The organism is Arthrobacter sp. zg-Y916 (assembly GCF_020907385.1).
GTDB classification, from domain to species: Bacteria; Actinomycetota; Actinomycetes; order Actinomycetales; family Micrococcaceae; genus Arthrobacter_B; species Arthrobacter_B caoxuetaonis.
Genome location: NZ_JAJJOD010000007.1, coordinates 125,307 through 144,416, shown reverse-complemented (window position 1 = coordinate 144,416; position 19,110 = coordinate 125,307). Strand labels below are relative to the sequence as shown.

The window sequence follows — 19,110 nt, the reverse complement described above, 5'->3', positions numbered from 1 at the left end:
CGCCGCGACGAAGCGGCAGGTCGCAGAGGGGAGCGGCTCCCGTTTGGCGTTTCACGCGCGCAAAGCGGTAACATCGCCCGTAACGCAGATCACAATGGCGTGATCTGCGTGCCCTCGTAGCGGCGTTGCCGCTTATGCGCGGAAGAGGGCCGGTACGGTCTGCAGCAGCACTGCCAGGGCGACAGCAAAAATGAGGGCGGCGAAAACCCGGCTGACGACGGCGTCGTTAAGGCGGTGGGCGATTCGCGCAGCTCCCAGCGAGGCGGCCATGGCTGCCGCAGCGAAGCTGAGAGTCAATGCCCAGTCAATGGAAAGCCCGTCCAGGTGCGCGGCGAAGCCGGACGCAGAGTTGATCACGATGATGACCAGGGACGTGCCAATCGCCCGGTGCATGGGAAGGCGAAGCAGCAGGGTGAGGGCGGGAATGATGAGGAAACCGCCGCCCACACCCAAAAGGCCGGTGAGGAAACCAACGGCCAGTCCGGTGGGAATGCCGCGCAGTGCCAGCTGGCCCCAGCGGGTGGCGCCCGGCTGTGACTCGACGTTGGATACCCCGGCGGCCAGCAGCATCCGCAGTCCCGCGACGATCATGATCAGGGCGAAGAACAGCATCAGCCAGTCCTTGTCCAGGCGTGCGCCGGCGGCAGCCCCCAGCCAGGAAGCCGGAATGCCTGCAGCTCCCACCAGCAGGACCAGCGGCCAGCTGACGTCCGAACGCAGCCGGGGAAGGGCTCCTGCAAGGGAGGCCAGGCCCACGACGATCAGCGAGGTAGGCACCGCCTCGGCAGGCTCCAGTCCCACCACATAGACCAGTGCGGGGACGGCAATAATCGCTCCGCCGGCGCCGACCAGGCCCACGACGGCGCCGACCAGTACGCCGACAGCCAGGCCGATCAGCACCATGTCCATGCCCGCAACATTCCCAGACAACCGGCTGTTCGAGAAGGCTTGGGAAATGGGATACCCCCGGGGGTGTTTTGCATACCCCCATGGGTATATGGGAGCGTAGGGGTACTCCCTATTCCTTTCGAAAGGACCCCATGACTGCGACGCCTGCAGCCGTAACCTCCGTTGACGCCCAGACCCTCCGCACCTGGATGCAGGACCAGGAAGACCTGATCGTCCTCGACGTCCGCTCCGCCGCCGAGTTCGAATCGATGCACATCCGCGGCTCCTATAACGTTCCGCTGCCGCTGCTCTCGGAGCACACCGATGCCTTGGCCGAACGGCTCGGCAAGCGTGTTGTACTGGTGTGCCAGTCCGGCACCCGGGCAGAACAGGCCCGCACCCGCCTGGGCGGCGCAGGCGTCGGTTTCGCCCATGTCCTGGCTGGCGGTGTCCCGGCGTTCGCAGCAGCGAACGGCGACGTCGTCCGCGGCCAGCAGCGCTGGGACCTGGAACGCCAGGTGCGCGTGGTGGCCGGCAGCGCCGTCGTGCTGGGCCTTGCCGGCGGCCGCTTTGTCTCGCCTAAGCTCCGCATGCTTGCCGGCGGCATCGGTGCCGGCCTGACTTTCTCCGCTGCCGCCAACTCCTGCGCCATGGGTATGGTCCTGGCCAAGATGCCGTGGAACCGCACTTCTTCGGAGCCAACACGGGAATCGGCAATCGAGACCCTTCCCCAGCAGGGTCCTGCAGCCTCATGACCCCCACGCTCGCCCTCGTTCTTGGCCTGTCCCTGCTCATCGGCCTCTCCCTGGGGCTGCTGGGGGGAGGCGGTTCGATCCTCACGGTGCCGATCCTGGTGTACATCGCCGGTTTCGGTGCGAAGGAAGCCATTGCGGCTTCGCTGTTTGTTGTGGGGGTGACCTCCGCCGTCAGCGTCATCGGGCACGCCCGCGGAGGGCGGGTCCGCTGGAAGACCGGACTGATCTTCGGTACTGCAGGTATGGCCGGAGCCTTCGGCGGCGGCCTGCTCGGCAGCCGCATCCCCGCCGTCGTGCTCATGATCGCCTTTGCGCTCATGATGATCGCGACGTCGATCGCTATGCTCCGCGGACGCCGCAAGGTCGATCCGGACAAGGCCTACACCGACCTGCCGATTCTGCGGATCCTCGCAGACGGCGCCGTCGTGGGCCTGGTGACGGGACTGGTTGGCGCCGGCGGCGGGTTCCTGGTGGTTCCGGCACTGGCGCTGCTCGGCGGCATGCCGATGGCCATGGCTGTTGGCACGTCTCTGGTGGTCATCGCCATGAAGTCCTTTGCCGGTCTGGCAGGCTACCTGACCACCGTGCAGATCGACTGGAGCCTGACCCTGGCCGTGACTGCCATGGCGATTGTTGGGTCCTTGGCCGGCGCACGGCTGATCGGGAGGATTCCCGAGGCTGCCCTGCGGAAAGCCTTCGGCTGGTTTGTCCTGGCCATGGGTGCCTTTGTCCTGGTGCAGGAGCTCACCGGCTTGTAATACCGTTCCTGCGCAACATACAAACCCCGGCCCGCAATATGCGGACCGGGGTTAGTTTCGCCGGGGGTTAGGAAGCGTGAGCGGCAGCCCAGGCGGGGTAGGCGCCTTCCAGCTCGACGACGTCGTACCCGGCGTTGCGCAGGGCATTGCCGACGATCGAGCTGCGCATGCCGCTGGCACAGTACGCCACAATCGTGCCATCGGAGGGCAGCTGGTCCAGGTTCCACAGGGCGCGGCCGCCGTGCAGCTGGTGCGAGCCGGGGATGTGGCCCGCGGCGTGCTCCGTGCGGGAGCGGACGTCCAGCACCATGGCTGCGTCGAACGGGTCCAGGTCCGTGGCGGAGATGGTGGCCGGCGCGGCCTGGGGGAGTCCGTCAAGGCTGGAAACGAAGCCGGCGACGCCGTCAATGCCTACGCGGGCCAGGGCATCACGGACGGCGTGGGCCTGGGCCTGGTCTGCGGTGAGCAGGATCAGCGGGCGCGTGTTTTCGGACTCGGGGTCCACGGCCCAGGCTCCGAAGCTGGCAGTCTTGCCGCCGGCGGGAATGTGCAGGGCACCGGGGACGGTTCCCTTGTGCAGGTCGGCCACGCCGCGGGTGTCCACAAAGGTGGCCTTCCCGGTCTCCAGGCGGGATGTGACGTCCGTTGCGGGGATTTCCGCGAGCGGTTCACGCGGGCCCATCACTGCCGGACCCTGCTTGTTCTGCTTCTTCATGCGGGCGAAGTAAGCGTGGGCCTCGGGCTGTCCGTCGAGGAGTTCGTTGATGAAGGCCTGCTCGTCGTTGGCTGCGAGGTAGGGGCCCCACCAGGCGTACAGGCGCTCGTAACCCACGGTGGAGGACGGGATGGCGCCCAGCGCCTTGCCGCAGGCGCTGCCTGCGCCGTGGCCGGGGTGGACCTGCACGTAATCGGGCAGGGTCAGGAACTTGTCCCGCAGGCTGGCAAACATCTGCCGTGCGCCTTCGAAGCGGGTGTCAACGCCGCCGGCTGCTTCATCGAGCAGGTCGGGGCGGCCGAGGTCTCCAGCGAAGACGAAGTCACCGGAGAGCAGGTAACCGGCCTGGTCGCTGAAGGCGCCGTCAGTGACCAGGAAGGAGAGGTGCTCTGGGGTGTGGCCCGGAGTGTGCAGCGCCTTGATGGTGAGGTTGCCGATGGTGATCGCATCGCCGTCGAACATCCGCGTGCCCTCGAAGCCGTACTGCCAGTCGGTGCCGCCTTCGCCGGAAACGTAGATGGCTGCACCGGTGGCGGCGGCGAGCTCACGCGTGCCGGAGAGGTAGTCGGCGTGGATGTGGGTTTCCGTCACCGCAGTGATCTTCATGCCGTTGGCGGCAGCAAGTTCGAGGTAAGGGGCGACGTCGCGGCGGGCGTCAACGACGATAGCCTCGCCCAGCCGCTGGCAGCCGATGAAGTAGCTGGCCTGGGCCAGGTCCTCGTCATAGATGCGTTCGATAAGCATGGGTTCCTCCGTGGGGATGGGGTTCTGTTCCCTCCACGGTAATACCCCCTAGGGTATAAACCCAAATACCCGAGGGGGTATGTGGGTGCGAGCTCCTGGGGGCTTCAACGCCAGGGGCTGCCGCTGGGCGAGCGCAGTATGCTAGCTTGGAGCTGATAAATCTGATTTATTCGCGGCGAAGCCACAGCAAATCAGATGTAATGGAGCGTCTGAGGAGTTTGGCCATGCCGTTGGCGAACAATTCGTATCCACCTGTCGTCGTCATGGGCGTACAGGGATGCGGCAAATCCACCGCCGGACGGGCCATCGCGGCCACTCTGGGCCTGCCGTTCCTGGACGGAGATGACCTGCACCCGGCCAGCAACAAAGCCAAAATGGCCTCCGGGCACCCGCTGACCGATGAGGACCGCGAACCCTGGCTCCGTGCCATTGGCGCTGAAATCGAGGCAGGCCTGGCGAAGGGCACTGCGACAGTGGTTGCCTGTTCCGCCCTGAAGCGGCAGTACCGGGACCTCATCCGTTCCTACGCGCCGACTGTGCAGTTCGTTCACTTGGACGGTTCGCGCGAACTGATCGCCGAACGCCTCTCCAAGCGCGACCACGAGTACATGCCTCCGACCCTGCTGGACTCCCAGTTCGCCACCCTTGAACCTCTCGGCGATGACGAGGCCGGAATCCGGCTGGACATCACGCTGAGCCTTGGCGAGATTGCCGCTGCAGCGGCAGCCGCCGTCGAACCCTCCGGGCACTAACCCGGTTCACTCACCCACCCTGATAGGACAACGATGACCGATCTCGAGCTCAATTGGACGCTGGGTACGCCCGGCCTCCTGTTGATCGCCGTCGCAGCCATTGCACTGCTGCTGGTGATGATCATGAAGTTCCGCATCCACGCCTTCCTGGCGCTGATCGTGGTCAGCCTGCTCACCGCCGTCGCCACCGGTATTCCGGCCGGCTCCATTGTGCCCACGCTGCTCAGCGGCTTCGGGACCACCCTGGGCAGCGTCGCGCTGCTGGTTGGCCTGGGCGCGATGCTCGGACGCATGCTGGAAGTTTCCGGCGGCGCGGAGGTCCTGACCAACGCGCTCATCAACAAGTTCGGGCAGAAGCGGGCCTCGCTGGCGCTTTCCGTGGCCTCGCTGATGTTCGGCTTCCCCATCTTCTTCGACGCCGGCCTTGTGGTCATGCTGCCGATTATCTTCACCGTTGCACGCCGCATGGGCGGGTCGCTGCTGACCTACGCTTTCCCGGCCGCTGCCGCGTTCTCCGTCATGCACGTGTTTGTCCCGCCGCACCCCGGCCCGGTGGCAGCTACCGGGCTGCTGGGTGCTGATATCGGCCTGGTGCTGATCTTCGGCCTGCTCATTGCCATTCCCACCTGGTACCTGACCGGCTACCTGTTCGGACACTTCCTGGGCCGCAAGTTCAACATCCCCGTGCCGGCGATTCTGGATGCCCCGAAGGGTTCCGCGGAAGAGGAATTCCGTTCCGCTCCGAGCCTTGGTGCGATCGTCACCCTGCTGCTGCTTCCGTTCTTCCTCATCTTCCTGAACACCGGCCTGAACATGGCAGCCACTGCGGAGCTGGTCTCCCTGGAGGACACCTGGGTCCAGATCCTGCGTACGCTCGGTGAGACTCCGGTTGCCCTGCTCATCACCGTCTTCCTGGCGATGTGGCTGCTCGGCCGCCGCCAGGGCAAAAAGGCCACGCTCATCGAGACCGTTGTGGATTCGGCCCTCGGCCCGGTCTGCTCGATCATCCTGATCACCGGTGCCGGCGGCATGTTCGGCGGCGTGCTGCGCGCCAGCGGGATTGGCGACGCGATTGCCGGCTCCCTCGACGCCATTGGCCTGCCGGTCATCGTTGCCGGCTTCGTCATTGCCGCAATCATCCGGCTGGCACAGGGTTCCGCCACGGTGGCCCTGACCACAGCCGCTGCCCTGGTGCAGCCGGTAGTCCTGGACAATCCGGAGTTCAACGCCGTGCAGACGGTCGCGATCGTGCTGTCCCTGGCCGCGGGCTCGGTCTTCGCCGGCCACGTCAACGACTCCGGTTTCTGGCTGGTCAGCCGGTTCTTCCAGATGGACACCAAGACCACGCTGAAGACCTGGACCGTTGGCCAGGCGCTCATCGGCGTCGTCGGCTTCATCCTGGCACTGGCGATCTACCTGATCGCGTCAGGGTTCTAGCAATCCGCAACGGCCGGGAACAGCAGCTGCTGTTCCCGGCCGTTGCGCTACCACGCACCCCTGGAGGGACACATGTTTGATATTTCCGGCCGGATCGCACTGGTCACCGGATCGAGCCGGGGGATCGGGAACGCGATTGCCTGCGGGCTGGCAGGTGCCGGCGCGATCGTGGTCCTGAACGGGCTCGACGGTGACCGGCTGGAGGTAGCGCGGGCTTCCCTGGCCGCCGAATTCGGACCCGGGAAGGTCTTCGCCAGACAGTTCGATGTCACCGACGCGCAGGCTGCGGCCGACGGCCTCGCCTGGGTAGAGCGTGAAGTTGGTCCCCTGGCCATCCTGGTGAACAACGCCGGAGTCCAGCACCGGGTGCCGATGCTGGACCTGGAGGTCGAGGACTGGGAACGGGTGATCCGCACCAACCTGACCAGCGCTTTCCTGGTAGGACGAGAAGCTGCACGGCACATGATTCCGCGCGGTGCCGGGAAGATCATCAACATTGCCTCGGTCCAGGCCGATCTCGCGCGGCCGACCATAGCGCCGTACACGGCATCAAAGGGCGGGATCCGGAACCTGACCCGGGCGATGACGGCTGAATGGGCAGGATCCGGGCTGCAGATCAATGCCATCGCGCCGGGATACATCCACACTGAGATGACGCAGAACCTCGTCGATGATGAGGAGTTCAATTCGTGGATTCTGGGCAGGACTCCGGCGGGTCGCTGGGGCACTGTGGAGGACATCATTGGCCCGGCGATCTGGCTGGCCTCCGATGCGTCGAACTTCGTCAACGGTCAGGTCGTCTTTATCGACGGCGGCATGACCACGGTGGTGTAGGGGGCTCTTGTGAATTCAGTTTTGGGTGTCGTGGCGCACGGGGCGGGCGACCTGCGGGTAGAACCTGTGGCGCCGGCGGAGCGGGCTGCTGATGAAGCTGTCGTGGAGATCGCCTATGGCGGGATCTGCGGATCGGACCTGCATTACTGGCAGCACGGTGCTGCGGGGGAGTCCATCCTGAAGGCGCCGATGCTGCTCGGACATGAAGTCGTGGGGCGTGTGTTCCGTGCTGCAGCCGACGGCTCGGGGCCGGTGGCGGGAACTGCCGTGGCCGTGCATCCGGCGACGCCGGGTCCAGGTGACGGGTCCAGGTATCCCGATGACCGGCCGAACCTTTCGCCCGGCTGCACGTATTTGGGCAGCGCTGCGCGGTTCCCGCATACGGAGGGGGCCTTTGCCCGGTTCGTGAATCTTCCGGTGCGGATGCTCCGGGTGCTGCCGGAGAACCTGCCGCTGCGCCGTGCAGCACTGGTGGAACCTGCGGCTGTGGCCTGGCATGCGGTTTCGCGTGCCGGGGATGTGCGGGGCAAACGTGTGCTGGTGACTGGTTCCGGACCTATTGGAGCGCTCATTACCGCCGTGCTTCGGGCACGCGGCGCCGGTGAGATCATCACGACGGACATGCACGAGTTCCCGCTGGAGACCGCCCGGGCTGTTGGAGCCGACCGCAGCCTGCTGGCGACGGATGCCGAGGGTATTGCTGCCGTGGATGCCGACATCTGCTTCGAGTCCTCGGGCAGTTACCGCGGTCTGATGTCCGCGGTACAGGGTGCAACCCGCGGCGGCCGGGTTGTCATGGTGGGGCTGTTGCCTTCGGGGGAGCAGCCTGCGCTGATCTCCCTGGCAATCACGCGGGAACTGGAGCTGGTCGGTTCCTTCCGGTTCAACGACGAGATCGACGATGTCATTTCTGCCCTCGCCGACGGGAGCCTGCAAGCTGACCCGGTGATCACCCACGAATTTGCGGTCCAGGAGGCGCTGGAGGCGTTCGCAGTGGCCAGGGACGCTTCGGCTAGCAGCAAGGTTCTTCTGCGCTTCGACGACTGAGGGCAGGCTCCGTTGGGTCAGCCGGATACATCTAGGGGAGTATCGCGTCCCGGGGAGTATCGCGTTCCGGGAGCGCCGCGTCCCAGCGGGCTTTGTGGGCCTGGTCGGCTGCCCGGCAGCGGCGGTGCCGTGGAGGTGTAGGTGTGGCCGGTGGGTGTGGTGATCCGGACAAGGTGCCGACTGCCGGACGTTTGGCGGGGCGCCCCGGCCGCATTCGCTGCGGCTGATTGACCCGCCGGCCCGTTCACCCCCGACGGCACCCCATTGATTGGTGTTGCGTTCCAGCCGGGTGCTTCTTTGGCCTGGTTGCAGGCTTCGCAGAGTCCCTGTCCGTTGATGTAACTGGTTGGTCCGCCCGCGGCGGAGGATCGGATGTGGTCGATGTGCCGGATCGGTGCGTCGCACCAGGGAGTGCGGCAGGTTTGGTCCCTGGTGCGGATCAGCCGTGCCAGGCCTGTAGGGAATGCGCGGGCCTTGGATTCCATTGCGGCCAGTTCCCCGGAAACCGGGTCAAGATACAGGCGGCGCAGGCTGACCAGGGATGGGTGTTCCGGCGGAGATTCTTGGCTGGAGGATTCCGCATCCGGCAACCCTGATGTGTCCCGCAGTTGTTGGTTGGATGAGCCTCCGCCTGGCGGTGACGCCTCGCGGCCGCAGATCCCTAGTCCCAGTCCTGAACGGATCAGTTCCCTCGCCCACGAGCCGGGGACGATCCCGTACCCCGGGAAGTAGGCCGGTGCCTCTGGGAGCGATGGCCGTGCTCCGAAGGCCCGGTCCCCAGAAGATCCGTTCTCAGGGACCCCGTTCCCGTTCCCAGAGACGCCGTTCCGGCTCTCGGACGTCCCGTTCTGCGAGATCCGCTCCTGTGGAATCACGATCTGGGAGAGCAGGGTCCGGTCTGTGATTACGAGCTGCACCTCGACCGGTACCCGGTCCGCTGTGTCCTGGCCGGTAACGCGTTCGACAAGGGTATCGGCCATGATCTGTCCCCGCCCGCGCCCGTCCCCGGATGCACGCAGGGAATCCGCTGCCCGGGACAATGCCGCATACACCGCCACTCCCTGAGCCACCGGCAGCAGACCGGTCAGGTAGGACATGGTGTCCGGCGCCGGGCGGCAGGAGACGTACCGGTCGGAGACGGCTTTGGCGTTGCGTCGGACCTGGGACGCGGGGTCAATGGTCTGGGTGATCGAGCGGATCCGGGCAATGAGTTTCCGGTCGCCGAGGCCTTCCAGGGAGGCTGGATCCTTGCAGATCAGCTCGTCGACCCGGCGCCGGTCCTCCACGTCCAGGCAGGCTGTTTCCCGGACCAGGAGCGTGGCCCGCCATTCACTGAGCACCCCGGAAGACAAAGCCGCCAGGGTGTAGGGCATTTCGTGGACCAGGGCTTTGCCGAAACCCAGGTGCCGGCTGCCCCGGTGCGGGGAATCCCGCCTCGCCAGCGCCACCTGCGATCCCACACCGCGGCCAAGATGCTCAGCCGGGACACCGGCACGGGACTGCGCCCGCCGCTGGGAGGCATCAAACGATGCCGCGGCACGGGCCTGCACCGCCGCAGCTGCAGACTTCAGTTCCTCCAACACCCGCATCAAATCAACCAACTCGGGGTCAGCCCAGGCATCCGGGATGTCATCCGTGGTGTCCGGATCCTGCAGACATCGCAGGCAAGCGACGACGTGGTCCAGTAACTCGTGAGTGCTGGCGGAACGAACAGCCGCCCGGCTCTCGCTGCCGAGCCAGGACGAATTCGGAACTGACGGGCCGGTCTTTTGAGGTGTGGACGCCGGTAAGGAAGCGTCGAGCGCTGCAGCCCCACGGACCCCGTGAAAGAGCAAGGGGCGGGCAGGAGCCATGCCGGTAAGGGGGCCGGCGGCACGGCGGTAGGCAGCCCGTGCTCCGGGTGCTCCAGGTGCTCCAGATGCTCCAGGTGCTCCAGGTGCCGAGGGCTTTGGCTGCTGCAACGAGGGTGCTGCTTCCATCTCCAACATGGTCGAAGGCTATGAAACGGTTTCTCGCTGAAGAGCAGTAAGACCTGTCTATGTGGACAAAGACCGTTCCGCCCGGCGCGGCGCCACTATCGGGGAGGACAGGAGAGCGCCCTGTATGGGGGAGGACAGGAGGAGCGGCTTCCATCGGGGAGGAAAGGAGAGCGGGAGGCTGGCCGCGCCCGCGCCCTGGCCGGGCCCGCGCCCTCGCGGGGCCCTGGCCATACCTACGCCCTGGCCGTCCCTACGGCCAAGGCGCGCGCTGCACCAACGCCGCCCCAACAACCGTCGCCGCGAACAACGCCCACAGCTACCCCAATAACTACCCCTCCACTACGCCCAGACGCTCCGGCTGAGTAAAGATCCGGGGTTCTTCCGCCCAGACACCCTCGACTTCAGACTTGGTCCGGCGCATGATCTGGTCCATGGCCTCGCGGGCAGCTTCAGGTTTTCCCTCCTGGACCGCGTTCGCGACGTCGACGTGCCACTGCAGTGCTTCCTCATGCGGATGGGAGGGCATGAGCCCGTAGTCGGTGCGGCCCCGGAGGACTTCGGCGATCATCGACTGCATTTGCCCGAACATCTCGTTCCCGGAAGCGGCTAGGACCAGTGCATGGAAGTGGATGTCCAGGTCCAGGAACTGCTGCAGGTCGCCGGCACGGCCTACGGCACGCATCTTGGCGGCAACAGCCATCAGCTCCGCAGCCATATCCTCGGGGGCGTGCTCGGCTGCGAGTTCGGCGGCAGCAGGCTCGACGGCGGAACGCAGTTCAGTCAGTGAGCGCAGCTGTGCACCCTTGCCGGGAACGGAGGCCAGCCGCCAGCGCACCACGAACGGGTCGAACACGTTCCAGGCGGTCTCCGGGAGAACCCGGATACCAATCCGCTTCACCGTTTCAACCAGGCCGAGGGACTGCAGCACCCGCACCGCTTCGCGTGCAACGGACCGCGAAACGCCGAGCTCAGTTTCGAGGTCTCCGGAGAGCATCGTCGACCCGGGAGCGAGCTCGCCGGAAACAATCCTGCGTCCGAGGGATTCGATGACCAGGCTGTGCAGTCGGGAACTCATGCGCGTCGTCGGGTAGCAGTCACCGTTTCATCATATGCAACAGCGGCCGTGCCTCAGGGCTGCGGCTTGACGACGGGAAACAGTCCGTCCGGCTCCTCGCCCTCCTCGTAGTGACTGGCCGCCGGACCAACGATGAGGGGATCCGGGGCGTGTGCCACGGCCCGGTCCTTGTTGGGGTATTCGACGCTGTCCAGCACGAACCGCATCGCCTCCAGCCGGGCGCGTTTCTTGTCATTCGACTTCACCACGGTCCAGGGCGCGTCACCGGTGTCCGTGTAGAAGAACATGGCTTCCTTGGCCTGCGTGTAGTCGTCCCACTTGTCTAGGCTCGCGAGGTCCGTGGGGGAGAGCTTCCACTGCTTCACCGGATCTGTTTCGCGTGCCGCAAACCGTGCCAGCTGTTCGGCCCGGCCCACGGAAAACCAGAATTTGCGCACCAGCACGCCGGAGTTCACGAGCATCCGTTCCAGTTCCGGAACTTCCCGCATGAACTCCAGGTACTGCGCCGGAGTGCAGTAGTTCATCACGCGTTCGACGCCGGCACGGTTGTACCAGGACCGGTCCATCATCACGATTTCCCCGCCGCCGGGGAGGTGGGAGACGTAGCGCTGGAAATACCACTGCGTCCGCTCCTGATCCGTGGGTTTCTCCAGGGCGACGATCCTGGAACCGCGGGGATTCAGGTGCTCATTGAACCGTTTGATCGCGCCGCCCTTCCCGGCGGCGTCGCGGCCCTCAAAGATCAGAAGCATCTTCTGGCCGGTGTCCTTGACCCACAGCTGCATCTTGAGGAGTTCAATCTGCAGCTGCCGCTTTTGCCGTTCGTAGGACCGCCGGCTGAGTTTTTTATCGTAGGGGTAGTTGTGCTGCCAGGGGGCCTCGTTGCCTTTGTCCGTAAGGACGACAGGATTCCTCGCATCCAGCTCGCCGAGTTCATCGAGTTCCGCGGCATAGTCCTCTGCGACTGAAACCCGTTCACGGCCGTTGGAATTCGCGCTGGCCTTTCCCCCGGATTTGTCCTCCGCGGGCGCCTTCTCGGAGTCAGTCTGGGTCGCGTTCTTGCCGTTGGCCATGGCCCTCCTCAGGAAGTGTGCACACCACCGAATCTACGCGGCAGCCCCGGCCAAGGGAAGGGCGCGCCGCACGCCTGCACGGCATCACCGGCGCAGCGGAGATAATTGATGGCGATGAAACACCTGCGCACCATATTGCTGTCCCTTTCCGCCCTCACGCTCCTGCTGACAGGAACAGCCTGCGTGCCGCAGGAATCACCTGCCGGCGCCATCCCGCAGCCTGCAGAAGTCCAAAGCAGCGAAGCAGGGACCACAGACGCCCAGGCGGGAACCGCGCTGGAGCAGCTGGGAACCATCGCGATCAAAGGCCGCGCCCCGAAGACCGGCTACAGCCGCGAGGAATTCGGGCCGGCCTGGGCCGACGTCGACCACAATGGCTGCGACACCCGCAACGACATCCTGGCCCGGGACCTGGTGTCTGAGGAATTCAAGCATGGAACCCAGGACTGCGTTGTCGCCTCGGGAACCTTCGCCGACCCCTACACAGGGACCACGATCAGCTTCGTGCGCGGCAACACCACCAGCACGGCCGTGCAGATCGACCATGTGGTGGCGCTGTCCGATGCCTGGCAGAAGGGTGCGCAGCAGCTCTCTGCCGAGCAGCGCAGCCAGTTCGCCAACGATCCGCTCAACCTTTTGGCCGCGGACGGTCCGGCCAATGGGGCGAAGTCGGATTCCGACGCCGCCACCTGGCTGCCGCCGAACAAGGCCTTCCGCTGCGAGTACGTCGCGCGGCAAACAGCGGTCAAGGCCGCGTACGGGCTGTGGATGACGCAGGCCGAGCACGACGCGATAGCAACTGTCCTCTCGTCCTGCCCCGAGGAACCGGTTCCGGCCCGGGAGGGCACAGCACCGCGGACTGTGGCCGCCCAACCGGGAGCGGCTGGTCCGGGGGCAGTGGGGGTTCCGGAGGGCGCCGGCACGGCGCCGGTTTATGCCAACTGCACGGCAGTCCGGGCTGCGGGAGCGGCTCCGATCCGCCCCGGGGATCCCGGCTGGGATCCGAAGTTCGACGGCGACGGCGACGGGGTCGGCTGCACGTCCTGAGAACCCCGACACTGAGAGCCCTGACGATCCCGACCCGGAAGCCTTCAACTAGCGGACAGTTCCTGTCCTGAATTTGGGTCAATGCGGACCCTAGGTGTCCTCAAAGGCGTCGTGCGTTGTTGCAGCGGCTCCTAGCGTTGTGCCCAAGCTGCTAAGCACCAGGGGCACGGAAGGGTACGTCATGGGATTGCTTGAGATAGAGCTGGCGCGGCTCGACTACCGGGAGCGCCTGGCCGACGCAGAACGGGGCAGGAGGGAGGCGGTTCGGGCCAGGTCCCTGCGGGGAAGGCCCCGGCAGGAAGCAAAGGTCGATTGGCCCGTGCTGTCATTCCACGTAGCAGGGTTCCGGTACCGGCTCTGGTTCACCCGAACGGTCTCGTTCTAGCTGCCGGTTCCTGTTCCAAACACCAGCCATCGGCCGCCAGCTGGCAGCCAGCCTGCGGACGCACTTCGCGCCCGGCAGCAGGTGCCGGGCGCGAAGTTCAGGGCGCGGGAACGCTCAACAGGGCGGGCTAGCGTCAGTTAGCGGCCGCCGCCGTGGTGCCCACCGCCACCGTGGTGCCCACCGCCGCCGCCGCCGTGGTGGCCGTTGTTCCAGCCAGCAGTCTGGCCGGTGTTCGGATCAGCGCCTCGTCCGGGATCGTTCCAGCCGCCGCGGTCCCCGCGGTGTCCTTCCCCACGGCCCTCGCGGTCTCCCTTCGGCCAGCAGTCCTTGCCGTCCGGAGCAGTGGGATTGTTGACGATCGGCTGCTCGGGTTCGGGAACCGGGTCCGGAACCGGTGCAGGCTCGGGAGCAGGCTCCGGGACAGGTGCCGGTTCCGGTGCGGGCTCGGGTGCAGGCTCCGGTTCCGGGGCGGGTTCGGGCGCGGGCTCGGGGACAGGCCCAGGTTCAGGCGAAGCCTCAGCACCCGGAGCAGGAACGGTTGCCGGATGGTCCGGTGAATACTGGAAGAAATTCGCCACAGCATACAATGCCTGATCCCCGTCGCTAAAGGTCACTCCAATTCCAAGCGTATTCAGATCGGGGTCGCTGAGAATCGCGTTATGGCCGGGAGAGTTTATCCACTGCTGCACAATCTCCTGGGCGCTGTGATCGGAGCGGGAAGCGATAACTTCTCCGGCCTTGCTCCAGCCCGCCAGGTCGGGGGAACCGGCATAGTCCGGGTTGTGTTCGAACACCCCGGAGGAGGCCATCTGGTCCGACCAGCCCTGGGCTGTCTGGGAAACCACGGGATTGTATTGCACCGGAGCCAGTCCCTGAGCTTCTCGGAATGCGTTGATTTCCGCGAAGATCTCGGCCAGGACCTGCTCCTGCGAAGCGGTTGCGGCACCGGGCTCCATGGTCACGGCCGGAGCCAGTGAGGGCGACGCTACGGCTGCCGTACCCACTCCTCCTGCGCCAATAACGGCTGAAAGCGTAATGATGCTAAGCGATTTCTTAGTTTTATTCATAGGATGAGACCTTTCTTAGATTGCGGTCACTATGTGGCTCATCCCCCCGCTTTCACGCTACAAAAGTGCGTCTCAAAATCACAATTCTAATTCAAATTCATGGTGTTTCAGTCATCACCCTTCCCAAGTCCAAAACAGGAACTTATAATTAGCCCGCCTAACATGTGCGGTGCGGGTTCGCTACCATTTCGCCCATGGCATCCACCCTTCTCACGCGGGACGCAACACCCGCCGACGCCGCCGCCTGCGCAGCGCTCTACGCCCCCTACGTCCTGCAGACGGCAGTGTCGTTCGAAACGGAGCCGCCCGCAGCGGAGGAGATGGCGCGGCGCATCGCCGCAGCACAGGAACGGTACGCGTGGCTCGTGGGGGAGCACGACGGCGTGGTGGCCGGCTATGCGTACGCCGGCAGCTGGCGAAGCCGGGCAGCGTACGCCCGGACAGCGGAAACCAGCATCTACGTGGCCCAGTCAGCTACAGGCACCGGTGTGGGATCTGTCCTCTACAGGGCGCTGCTGGAACGTTTGGGAAAGCTGGGCTTACGCACCGTCGTGGCAGGCATGACCCTGCCGAACCCGGCCAGCGAAGCGCTGCATACCGCACTTGGGTTCATGCCCGTGGGAGTGTTCCGCAGAGTGGGCTGGAAGCACGGCGCCTGGCACGACGTCAGCTGGATGCAGCTGGACCTGTCCGCCGCATCCGGGGGAACGACCTAGGCTTCGACCATCCGCTCAAGCACGAACACCGGAATCTCGCGCTCAGTCCTGGCCTGGTAGTCCGCGTACGGGGGATAGGCCTCCACGGCGCGGTCCCACCAGAGCGCTTTCTCTTCGCCGGTGACTTCGCGGGCCCGCATGTCCCATTTCTGCGGACCGTCCTGCAACTCGACATGGGGATGGGACTTGACGTTGAAGTACCAGAGGGGGTGCTTCGCGGCACCGCCAAGGGAAGCGACCACCGCGTAGTCGCCGTCGTGCTCAACCCGCATCAGCGGCGTCTTGCGCAGCTTGCCGCTTTTGGCACCCTTGGTGGTCAGCAGGACCACCGGACGACCATGGAGAGTAGTGCCGCGGGTACCGCCGGAGGACTCGATTTCCGCCGCCTGGTCGCGGGAGCGTTTGGAGGTGCTGGGGACGTATTCACCGGTAAGGGGCATGCCCTCCAGTTAACACCCAATCCGGAGCGAAGGTTAGGGCGGGGCTAGCGGACCGGCGGGGTGAAGATCCACGGTTCCCGGGGGAGCTTCCGCGGATCGAACACCTCCAGCGCTTCCGGCAAGGTCCCGGGCAAACCGAGTGAGTCCAGGATCATCGCCGTCGCTTCCGGCACTGGAATCCCGGCGTCGGCCAGCGCGCCCAGTGTCACGGCGCCGTCGCGCTTGGCCAGCCGCTTGCCCGTGGTGCCCAGCACCAGCGGGACGTGCACGTACTCCACCGGAGGCAGCCCCAGCAGGGAAGCGAGGTACGCCTGCCGGGGTGTGGAGGAGAGGAGATCATCGCCGCGGACCACCTGGTCGATGCCCTGGGCGGCATCGTCGACGACGACGGCCAGGTTGTAGGGCGGCACGCCGTCGTTGCGCAGCAGCACCAGGTCATCCACGGCTCCGGTGTAGTCCCCGTGCAGCACATCATGCACGGTGTACTCGTCCACGTCGGCCCGGAGCCGGAGCGCTCCCGGACGTTCGCGGCGGCGTCGTTCACGCTCTGCTTCCGGGAGGTTCCGGCAGGTCCCCGGGTACGCCCCCGGCGGCGAGTGCGGGGCGCGGGGTGCATCGGAAATCTCCGCACGGGTGCAGAAACACTCATAGACCCTGCCCTCGGCCTGCAGTTTCGCGATCGCCTCCAGATACACGGGGGTCCGGTCGGACTGGCGGATGACCTCACCGTCCCAGTCGAGTCCGACGGCGGCGAGGTCGCGCACCTGGGCAGCTTCCGCTCCGGCGCGCGCCCGGTCAAGGTCCTCGATGCGCAGCAGGAAGTTCCGCCCGCTGCTTCGGGCGAAGAGCCAGGCCAGCATGGCGGTGCGGAGGTTTCCGACGTGCAGTTCGCCGGAGGGGCTGGGGGCATAACGGCCGGCGGCGGCGGAGGACGAGGGAGACGGGACAGGAAGCACGCCTTCCAGCCTACAAACCCGCGGCCCGATCCGCTGCACGCCGCCGCTGCACGATCTGCTGCACGCCGCCGCGGCTAGACTGGCGGGCACCACTGCGAGCCAGAGGAGCCTGACATGCCCGACTACGGCCGAGACCTGCTCTTCGGCGCCTTCATCACTCCGGCTGCGGCACCGCCGCAGCATGCCGTGGGCCTGGCGGTCGCCGCCGAGGCCGCCGGACTCGACCTGGCGGCCTTCCAGGACCATCCCTATCAGCCGCGGTTCCTCGACACCTGGACCCTGCTGTCCTATGTGGCTGCCCGGACCACCCGCCTGAAGCTGGTGACCGATGTCCTGAACCTGCCGCTGCGCCAGCCTGCAGTGGTCGCCCGCAGTGCGGCCAGCCTGGACCTGCTCAGCGGCGGACGGTTGGAGCTCGGCCTGGGCGCAGGGGCGTTCTGGGAGGCGATCGAAGCTGCGGGCGGGAAGAAGCTCAGCCCGGCAGACGCCGTCACGGCCCTGGAAGAGGCGATCCGGATCATCCGCGGGATCTGGGACGTCTCCACCAAGGCTCCGCTCCGGGTGGACGGCCGGATCCACCGGGTGGACGGCGCCAAGCGCGGGCCGGCGCCGGCGCACGACGTCGGCATCTGGCTGGGTGCCTACAAGCCGCGGATGCTGCGGGTCACCGGGGAGGTGGCTGACGGCTGGATCGGCTCGCTGGGCTATCTGCGCGCAGGCATGCAGGAACTGGCGGAGCTGAACGCCCGCATTGACGACGGCGCCGCCTCGGCCGGCCGCGATCCGTCGGACGTGCGGCGGCTGCTGAACATCAGGCCTTCCTCGGATACGCCGGGCTGGACGGAACGGCTGGCGGAGCTGGCCCTGGATTACGGAATCTCCGGCTTCATCCTGGCCAGCGACGATGCCGGAGAGCTTGCCAGGTTCGGACACGAGACGGCTCCAGCGGTCCGGGAAGCTGTGGCGGCGGCGCGTTCCGGCAGGAACTGATGCCGGTGCGGCTCTTCCCAGTTTTGTCGCGTCCTCCTAGGGTGGGGCCATGACGTCGGAGCTGCTGTTGCCTGCCCTGAATTCCGCCCGCAAGGGCCGGGCCGAAGGCGGAATCCCCATTGGTGCCGCGCTGTATGTCGAAGGAGCGATCGTGTCCACGGGGCGCAACCGCAGGCAGCAGCTCGGCAGCGTGATCCGCCATGCCGAGATGGACTGCCTGGAGCATGCAGGACGGCTGCCCGCCGGCGCCTACACAAAGGCCACGATGGTCACCACGCTCTCACCCTGCGACATGTGCACCGGAGCGATCCTGCTGTACCGGATTCCGCACGTGGTCATCGGCGAGAACCGCAGCTACCGGGGTGCCGAAGATCTGCTGCGGGAACGCGGGGTCCAGGTGGACGTTCTGGATGATCAGGCGTGCACCCTCCTGATGCAGGAGTTCATGGCCGAGTTCCCGTCCCTGTGGAACGAGGACATCGGCGTGCTCTAGAGCGCTGCGCGCCGAGAGCGCTGCGTGCCGGCACAGTCACGCGCCCGCACGAACCCCGTCCGCGACAGCGTCGACGGGACCGTTCCAGGGCGTGCCGTGGCCGGGCAGCACCCAGTCCACGTCTGCCAGGCCGGTGAGCCGGTCCAGCACTTCTAGGGCACGCGCGGGATCGTCCGTGAAGGGAGAAGGCTGCAGCCCCGTCTTGCCGGATAGAACGTGCCGGGTGGTGAGGGCATCGCCGACGAACAGCGCCCGGGCCGCGGGGACATGGACCGCCACGCTGCCGGGGGAGTGGCCGGGAAGTCCGATGATCCGCGGCGAGCCCGGCAGGTCCAGCACATCCCCGTCCTGGACAGGCACGACGTCGGCGAGGTAAGTGGTGCGCCACCCGCCCTTGCGGACGGTGTAGGCCAGGAACCCGGCTGTGGGCTTGAGCCGGAAACGGCCTGCAGAGGCCAGGGCCGCTTTCGCCTTTTCCGTTCCGCGCGCCCGGGCGGCGTCGTCGGCATGCACGTAGACCGGAATTCCCGTCTCGCGGCGCAGGCGTTCGGCGAAGCCGATGTGGTCGGTGTCCCCATGGGTCAGGACGATTCCCCGCACGTCACTGAGCGGGCGCCCCAGTGCGGCCAATTCGCGCTGCAGGTCCTTCCAGTGCCCGGCGAGGCCTGCGTCGATGATGGTGATCCCCTCATCGGTCACCACCAGGTAGGCGGCAACGATGTCGTTCCCGATGCGGTGCAGGTGGTCTCCAAGCAACATATCCGTCTCCTTGCATCCGGTCTTCCGGGGCCCTGGTTCGACGTGCCTTCGCCTCAGCGCACATCCCTGGTGATTGTTGCAGCCGCACGGGCCGCTTTGGAAGCAGGCGGCCCCGCCCTGCCCTTGCCCGTTGGGCCGCCGTCGTGAAGTATGGCCGCACCGGGGGGATCAGGATCAACTGCAAAGACGCAGAAGGGATC

The 19,110-nt window shown here is 66.3% G+C and carries 19 protein-coding genes; 10 read left to right on the top strand and 9 right to left on the bottom strand.

Going from position 1 to position 19,110, the window contains the following annotated elements; translation table 11 throughout:
* Nucleotides 1-132 precede the first annotated feature (132 nt).
* Nucleotides 133-909, bottom strand: a complete 777-nt coding sequence (locus LOC59_RS12655; protein WP_331460457.1) for a sulfite exporter TauE/SafE family protein — start codon at nucleotides 907-909, stop codon at nucleotides 133-135.
* A gap of 131 nt (nucleotides 910-1,040) precedes the next feature.
* Here LOC59_RS12655 and LOC59_RS12650 point away from each other — a divergent pair, with 131 nt between their 5' ends.
* Nucleotides 1,041-1,643: a rhodanese-like domain-containing protein gene (locus LOC59_RS12650; RefSeq protein ID WP_229972345.1), complete on the top strand. Its 603-nt coding sequence runs from the start codon at nucleotides 1,041-1,043 to the stop codon at nucleotides 1,641-1,643.
* On the top strand, nucleotides 1,640-2,401 hold the full coding sequence (locus LOC59_RS12645) for a sulfite exporter TauE/SafE family protein (RefSeq protein WP_227897619.1): 762 nt from the start codon (nucleotides 1,640-1,642) through the stop codon (nucleotides 2,399-2,401). Before LOC59_RS12650 ends, LOC59_RS12645 begins: the two co-directional genes overlap by 4 nt.
* 67 nt (nucleotides 2,402-2,468) lie before the next feature.
* Here LOC59_RS12645 and LOC59_RS12640 read toward each other — a convergent pair whose 3' ends face one another.
* The gene (locus LOC59_RS12640) at nucleotides 2,469-3,860 is read right to left on the bottom strand and encodes an MBL fold metallo-hydrolase (RefSeq protein ID WP_229972343.1); all 1,392 of its coding nucleotides are present in this window, start codon (nucleotides 3,858-3,860) and stop codon (nucleotides 2,469-2,471) included.
* 224 nt (nucleotides 3,861-4,084) lie between these two features.
* Here LOC59_RS12640 and LOC59_RS12635 point away from each other — a divergent pair, with 224 nt between their 5' ends.
* From LOC59_RS12635 to LOC59_RS12620, 4 genes are all read left to right on the top strand, one after another.
* Nucleotides 4,085-4,612, top strand: coding sequence for a gluconokinase (locus LOC59_RS12635; protein ID WP_227897621.1), 528 nt, complete (start codon nucleotides 4,085-4,087; stop codon nucleotides 4,610-4,612).
* Between the two features lie 33 nt (nucleotides 4,613-4,645).
* Nucleotides 4,646-6,049 carry a GntP family permease gene (locus LOC59_RS12630; protein ID WP_227897622.1) on the top strand — a complete coding sequence of 468 codons (1,404 nt, stop codon included), beginning with the start codon at nucleotides 4,646-4,648 and terminating at the stop codon, nucleotides 6,047-6,049.
* 72 nt (nucleotides 6,050-6,121) lie between these two features.
* Complete coding sequence (locus LOC59_RS12625; protein WP_229972341.1) at nucleotides 6,122-6,883, top strand: SDR family oxidoreductase; 762 nt, start codon at nucleotides 6,122-6,124, stop codon at nucleotides 6,881-6,883.
* Between the two features lie 9 nt (nucleotides 6,884-6,892).
* Nucleotides 6,893-7,930, top strand: coding sequence for an L-idonate 5-dehydrogenase (locus LOC59_RS12620; protein ID WP_229972339.1), 1,038 nt, complete (start codon nucleotides 6,893-6,895; stop codon nucleotides 7,928-7,930).
* Between the two features lie 17 nt (nucleotides 7,931-7,947).
* Here the strand turns inward: LOC59_RS12620 and LOC59_RS12615 are convergent, their stop codons facing one another.
* From LOC59_RS12615 to ppk2, 3 genes are all read right to left on the bottom strand, one after another.
* On the bottom strand, nucleotides 7,948-9,519 hold the full coding sequence (locus LOC59_RS12615) for a DUF222 domain-containing protein (RefSeq protein ID WP_442860591.1): 1,572 nt from the start codon (nucleotides 9,517-9,519) through the stop codon (nucleotides 7,948-7,950).
* Nucleotides 9,520-10,237: 718 nt separating this feature from the next.
* Nucleotides 10,238-10,984: a FadR/GntR family transcriptional regulator gene (locus tag LOC59_RS12610; protein WP_229972335.1), complete on the bottom strand. Its 747-nt coding sequence runs from the start codon at nucleotides 10,982-10,984 to the stop codon at nucleotides 10,238-10,240.
* A 53-nt stretch (nucleotides 10,985-11,037) separates the two neighbouring features.
* Complete coding sequence (gene ppk2 / locus LOC59_RS12605; RefSeq protein ID WP_227895467.1) at nucleotides 11,038-12,057, bottom strand: polyphosphate kinase 2; 1,020 nt, start codon at nucleotides 12,055-12,057, stop codon at nucleotides 11,038-11,040.
* Between the two features lie 114 nt (nucleotides 12,058-12,171).
* Here ppk2 and LOC59_RS12600 point away from each other — a divergent pair, with 114 nt between their 5' ends.
* On the top strand, nucleotides 12,172-13,104 hold the full coding sequence (locus LOC59_RS12600; protein WP_229972450.1) for a GmrSD restriction endonuclease domain-containing protein: 933 nt from the start codon (nucleotides 12,172-12,174) through the stop codon (nucleotides 13,102-13,104).
* Between the two features lie 522 nt (nucleotides 13,105-13,626).
* Here the strand turns inward: LOC59_RS12600 and LOC59_RS12595 are convergent.
* Nucleotides 13,627-14,556 (bottom strand): CAP domain-containing protein, encoded by a 930-nt coding sequence (locus LOC59_RS12595; protein WP_229972333.1) that lies wholly within the window; start codon nucleotides 14,554-14,556, stop codon nucleotides 13,627-13,629.
* Between the two features lie 194 nt (nucleotides 14,557-14,750).
* On the opposite strand from LOC59_RS12595, the gene LOC59_RS12590 reads away from it, so the two are divergent.
* Nucleotides 14,751-15,272, top strand: a complete 522-nt coding sequence (locus LOC59_RS12590; protein WP_227916205.1) for a GNAT family N-acetyltransferase — start codon at nucleotides 14,751-14,753, stop codon at nucleotides 15,270-15,272.
* On the opposite strand, the gene LOC59_RS12585 is transcribed toward LOC59_RS12590, so the two are convergent.
* Nucleotides 15,269-15,712 (bottom strand): nitroreductase family deazaflavin-dependent oxidoreductase, encoded by a 444-nt coding sequence (locus LOC59_RS12585; protein WP_227916206.1) that lies wholly within the window; start codon nucleotides 15,710-15,712, stop codon nucleotides 15,269-15,271. The two genes, LOC59_RS12590 and LOC59_RS12585, sit on opposite strands and share 4 nt — an antisense overlap.
* A gap of 44 nt (nucleotides 15,713-15,756) precedes the next feature.
* Nucleotides 15,757-16,668, bottom strand: a complete 912-nt coding sequence (gene gluQRS / locus LOC59_RS12580; protein WP_229972331.1) for a tRNA glutamyl-Q(34) synthetase GluQRS — start codon at nucleotides 16,666-16,668, stop codon at nucleotides 15,757-15,759.
* A 114-nt stretch (nucleotides 16,669-16,782) separates the two neighbouring features.
* Between gluQRS and LOC59_RS12575 the strand changes: the two genes are divergently transcribed.
* Complete coding sequence (locus LOC59_RS12575) at nucleotides 16,783-17,658, top strand: LLM class flavin-dependent oxidoreductase (protein WP_229972329.1); 876 nt, start codon at nucleotides 16,783-16,785, stop codon at nucleotides 17,656-17,658.
* Nucleotides 17,659-17,707: 49 nt separating this feature from the next.
* On the top strand, nucleotides 17,708-18,151 hold the full coding sequence (locus tag LOC59_RS12570) for a nucleoside deaminase (protein WP_227895461.1): 444 nt from the start codon (nucleotides 17,708-17,710) through the stop codon (nucleotides 18,149-18,151).
* Nucleotides 18,152-18,187: 36 nt separating this feature from the next.
* Here LOC59_RS12570 and LOC59_RS12565 read toward each other — a convergent pair whose 3' ends face one another.
* Nucleotides 18,188-18,910: an MBL fold metallo-hydrolase gene (locus LOC59_RS12565; protein ID WP_227895460.1), complete on the bottom strand. Its 723-nt coding sequence runs from the start codon at nucleotides 18,908-18,910 to the stop codon at nucleotides 18,188-18,190.
* Nucleotides 18,911-19,110: the final 200 nt, after the last annotated feature.

What these genes read in the sequence shown, in the direction of transcription:
- LOC59_RS12640 (WP_229972343.1), bottom strand. Translation starts at nt 3,860, where the DNA reads ATGCTTATCGAACGCATCTATGACGAGGACCTGGCCCAGGCCAGCTAC.
- LOC59_RS12615 (WP_442860591.1), bottom strand. Translation starts at nt 9,519, where the DNA reads ATGCGGGTGTTGGAGGAACTGAAGTCTGCAGCTGCGGCGGTGCAGGCC.
- ppk2 (WP_227895467.1), bottom strand. Translation starts at nt 12,057, where the DNA reads ATGGCCAACGGCAAGAACGCGACCCAGACTGACTCCGAGAAGGCGCCC.
- LOC59_RS12650 (WP_229972345.1), top strand. Translation starts at nt 1,041, where the DNA reads ATGACTGCGACGCCTGCAGCCGTAACCTCCGTTGACGCCCAGACCCTC.
- LOC59_RS12645 (WP_227897619.1), top strand. Translation starts at nt 1,640, where the DNA reads ATGACCCCCACGCTCGCCCTCGTTCTTGGCCTGTCCCTGCTCATCGGC.
- LOC59_RS12635 (WP_227897621.1), top strand. Translation starts at nt 4,085, where the DNA reads ATGCCGTTGGCGAACAATTCGTATCCACCTGTCGTCGTCATGGGCGTA.
- LOC59_RS12655 (WP_331460457.1), bottom strand. Translation starts at nt 909, where the DNA reads ATGGACATGGTGCTGATCGGCCTGGCTGTCGGCGTACTGGTCGGCGCC.
- LOC59_RS12585 (WP_227916206.1), bottom strand. Translation starts at nt 15,712, where the DNA reads ATGCCCCTTACCGGTGAATACGTCCCCAGCACCTCCAAACGCTCCCGC.
- LOC59_RS12575 (WP_229972329.1), top strand. Translation starts at nt 16,783, where the DNA reads ATGCCCGACTACGGCCGAGACCTGCTCTTCGGCGCCTTCATCACTCCG.
- LOC59_RS12610 (WP_229972335.1), bottom strand. Translation starts at nt 10,984, where the DNA reads ATGAGTTCCCGACTGCACAGCCTGGTCATCGAATCCCTCGGACGCAGG.
- LOC59_RS12595 (WP_229972333.1), bottom strand. Translation starts at nt 14,556, where the DNA reads ATGAATAAAACTAAGAAATCGCTTAGCATCATTACGCTTTCAGCCGTT.
- LOC59_RS12630 (WP_227897622.1), top strand. Translation starts at nt 4,646, where the DNA reads ATGACCGATCTCGAGCTCAATTGGACGCTGGGTACGCCCGGCCTCCTG.
- LOC59_RS12565 (WP_227895460.1), bottom strand. Translation starts at nt 18,910, where the DNA reads ATGTTGCTTGGAGACCACCTGCACCGCATCGGGAACGACATCGTTGCC.
- LOC59_RS12570 (WP_227895461.1), top strand. Translation starts at nt 17,708, where the DNA reads ATGACGTCGGAGCTGCTGTTGCCTGCCCTGAATTCCGCCCGCAAGGGC.
- LOC59_RS12590 (WP_227916205.1), top strand. Translation starts at nt 14,751, where the DNA reads ATGGCATCCACCCTTCTCACGCGGGACGCAACACCCGCCGACGCCGCC.
- LOC59_RS12600 (WP_229972450.1), top strand. Translation starts at nt 12,172, where the DNA reads ATGAAACACCTGCGCACCATATTGCTGTCCCTTTCCGCCCTCACGCTC.
- LOC59_RS12625 (WP_229972341.1), top strand. Translation starts at nt 6,122, where the DNA reads ATGTTTGATATTTCCGGCCGGATCGCACTGGTCACCGGATCGAGCCGG.